This window comes from Mesorhizobium sp. M5C.F.Ca.IN.020.32.2.1 (assembly GCF_004023105.1).
Classification (GTDB): Bacteria; Pseudomonadota; Alphaproteobacteria; order Rhizobiales; family Rhizobiaceae; genus Mesorhizobium; species Mesorhizobium wenxiniae.
In genome coordinates this window covers 1-2,397 of record NZ_RZSX01000918.1, presented here as the reverse complement: position 1 = coordinate 2,397, position 2,397 = coordinate 1, and the positions used below count along the sequence as shown (strand labels likewise).

Sequence of the window (2,397 nt, the reverse complement as noted above, 5' to 3'; positions counted from 1 at the left end):
CGGCAATTCGGTGAAGGAGGCGCTGAGCTTTTCCACTCGCACCGTGCCGGCGGCATCGTGCTGCCGACCGGCACGGTGCGAGTGGAAAAGCTCAGCGCCTCCTTCACCGAATTGCCGGGCTTCGAAGACGGCGCCTGGTGGGTTCAGGATGCCGCCGCAAGCCTTCCAGCCCGGCTCTTCGGCGACATCAAGGGTTTGCGCGTCGCCGACCTCTGCGCCGCCCCCGGCGGCAAGACCGCTCAGCTCATTCTCGGCGGCGCCAATGTAACCGCCGTCGATATCTCGAAGAACCGGTTGGCGCGGCTATCGCAGAATCTCGAACGGCTTGGTCTGTCCGCAGAGATCGTCCAGGCCGATCTGCTCAAATATGAGCCGGAACAACTGTTCGACGCCGTTCTCCTCGATGCACCGTGCTCTTCGACCGGCACGGTGCGGCGGCATCCCGACGTGCCCTGGACGAAGACAGCGGCCGACATCGAAAAACTCGCCGATCTGCAGCGAAGGCTGCTCGCCCGAGCCGTCACCCTGGTCAAGCCCGGCGGCCGCATCGTCTTTTCCAACTGTTCGCTTGACCCGCTCGAAGGCGAGGCGCTTTACCGCGCCTTCCTCGCCGGGACGGCGGACATCGTCGACGATCCGCTCCGCCCGGGCGAGATCGCCGGCATTGATCCGTTCCTGACGCCGCAAGGCACGCTGCGCACCACGCCCGCCGATCTGGAGCTCGGCTCACCGGAACGGTCCGGCCTGGACGGCTTCTTCGCCGCCCGCTTTCGCAGAGCCGGCTAATGCCGACAATTTGTCGAGTATTTTAGGAAGAATCCTGCGGAAAACAGGCTGAACGCCAAGGCCTCCATGGAATTCGCCTTCGCATAGGTTCTTGAAGCATATAACTTGTCTTCGGGTTGAGGGGTATGAGGAGGGCTTTTGGCGATCGCCGCCGGCAGCACGACGCGTCTGTGGACGCTTGTCGCGAAGGAGTTCTGGCGCAAGACGCGCCGGCGCCTGCGTGCCGGGCCGCTCCATCGCTGGCGCTACTCCGGCCGCACGCCGGAACGGGTGTTGATCGCTCCGCCGGACCTGCGCCTGGCCGACCCACAGATCGCGCTCGAGATCTATTATGGCCGCTATCCGCTGTCGGGGCATCTGGTCGAGACCGGCGGCAAGTCGCCCTTCCAGATTGCCGTGCCCAATCCCGGCTGGCAAAAGGCGCTGCACGGTTTTCGCTGGCTGCGCCATATGCGCGCCGCCGGCACTGAGCTTGCCGCAGCCAATGCCCGCGCGCTGGTCTCCGACTGGATCACTATCCATGGCAGCAACATTTCCGGTGTCGCCTGGGAGCCCGGCACGACGGCCAAGCGAGTCATTGCCTGGCTGCAGCATTCCTCGGTGGTGCTGCAAGGCGCTGAATTTCCCTTCTACCGCGCCTTCCTGAAATCGCTGGCCATGCAGATCCGCTATCTCAGGGCGATGGCACGCGAAATGCCGGACGGCAAGGACAGGCTGCGCGCCCGCATCGCGCTTGCCTTCGCCGCTCTGTCACTGCCGGCACCGCCATCGGCGCTGCGTGGTGCGACACGCAACCTCGCCGAGGAGCTCGACCGTCAGATTCTGCCGGATGGCGGTCATATTTCCCGCAATCCGATGGCCGTTCTTGAAACGCTCGCCGATCTTCTGCCGCTGCGCCAGACCTATGCCAATCAAGCCGAAACGCCGCCGGCGGCGCTGATGGGCGCCATCGACCGTATGTTGCCTGCGCTTCGCTTCTTTCGCCACCAGGACGGCAGCCTCGCGCGCTTCAACGGCATGGGCGCGACCATCCACGACCGCATCGCCACCATTCTGCGCCACGACGACACCGCCGGCGCGCCGTTGCTGCACGCACCGCATTCGGGCTACGAGCGCCTCTCCATCGGCGGCGTCACCGTGATCGCCGATACCGGCCCGCCACCGCCTATCGATGTTTCCAACGCGGCGCACGCCGGATGCCTGGCCTTCGAGCTGTCTTCCGGCCGCCGCCACTATGTCGTCAACGCCGGCGTCGATACCTATGGCGCCGCCGAATTCCGGCCGCTTGCCCGCGCCACGGCCGCCCATTCGACCGCCACCATCAACGACACCTCGTCGGCGCGTTTCAGCCACTCGCTGCGCGTCAACGATCTGCTCGGCACGCCGTTGATCGGCGGCCCGCAGCATGTGCTTTGCAAGCGCACCGACCAGCAAGGCAGCCAGGGTTTTCTGGCTCGCCACGACGGCTATGTCGCGCGCTTCGGCTTCCTGCATGAGCGCGAACTGAAATTGTCGACGAACGGCAATGTGCTCGCCGGCAGGGATCGCCTTCTGCGGCGGGGCGGCGCGGCGATCCGCAACAACGGCCGCGATTTCGTCACCGTACGCTTC

The 2,397-nt window shown here is 65.6% G+C and carries 2 protein-coding genes; both read left to right on the top strand.

The genetic code is table 11. The annotated features are described in order from the left end of the window. Positions 1 to 786, top strand: a 786-nt coding sequence (locus EOA86_RS30850) for an RsmB/NOP family class I SAM-dependent RNA methyltransferase (protein WP_164892150.1), incomplete at its 5' end; no start/stop codon positions are given. Between the two features lie 138 nt (positions 787 to 924). Further along, positions 925 to 2,397: heparinase II/III family protein (locus EOA86_RS30845; protein ID WP_128345070.1), on the top strand; the 1,473-nt coding region annotated here is incomplete at its 3' end.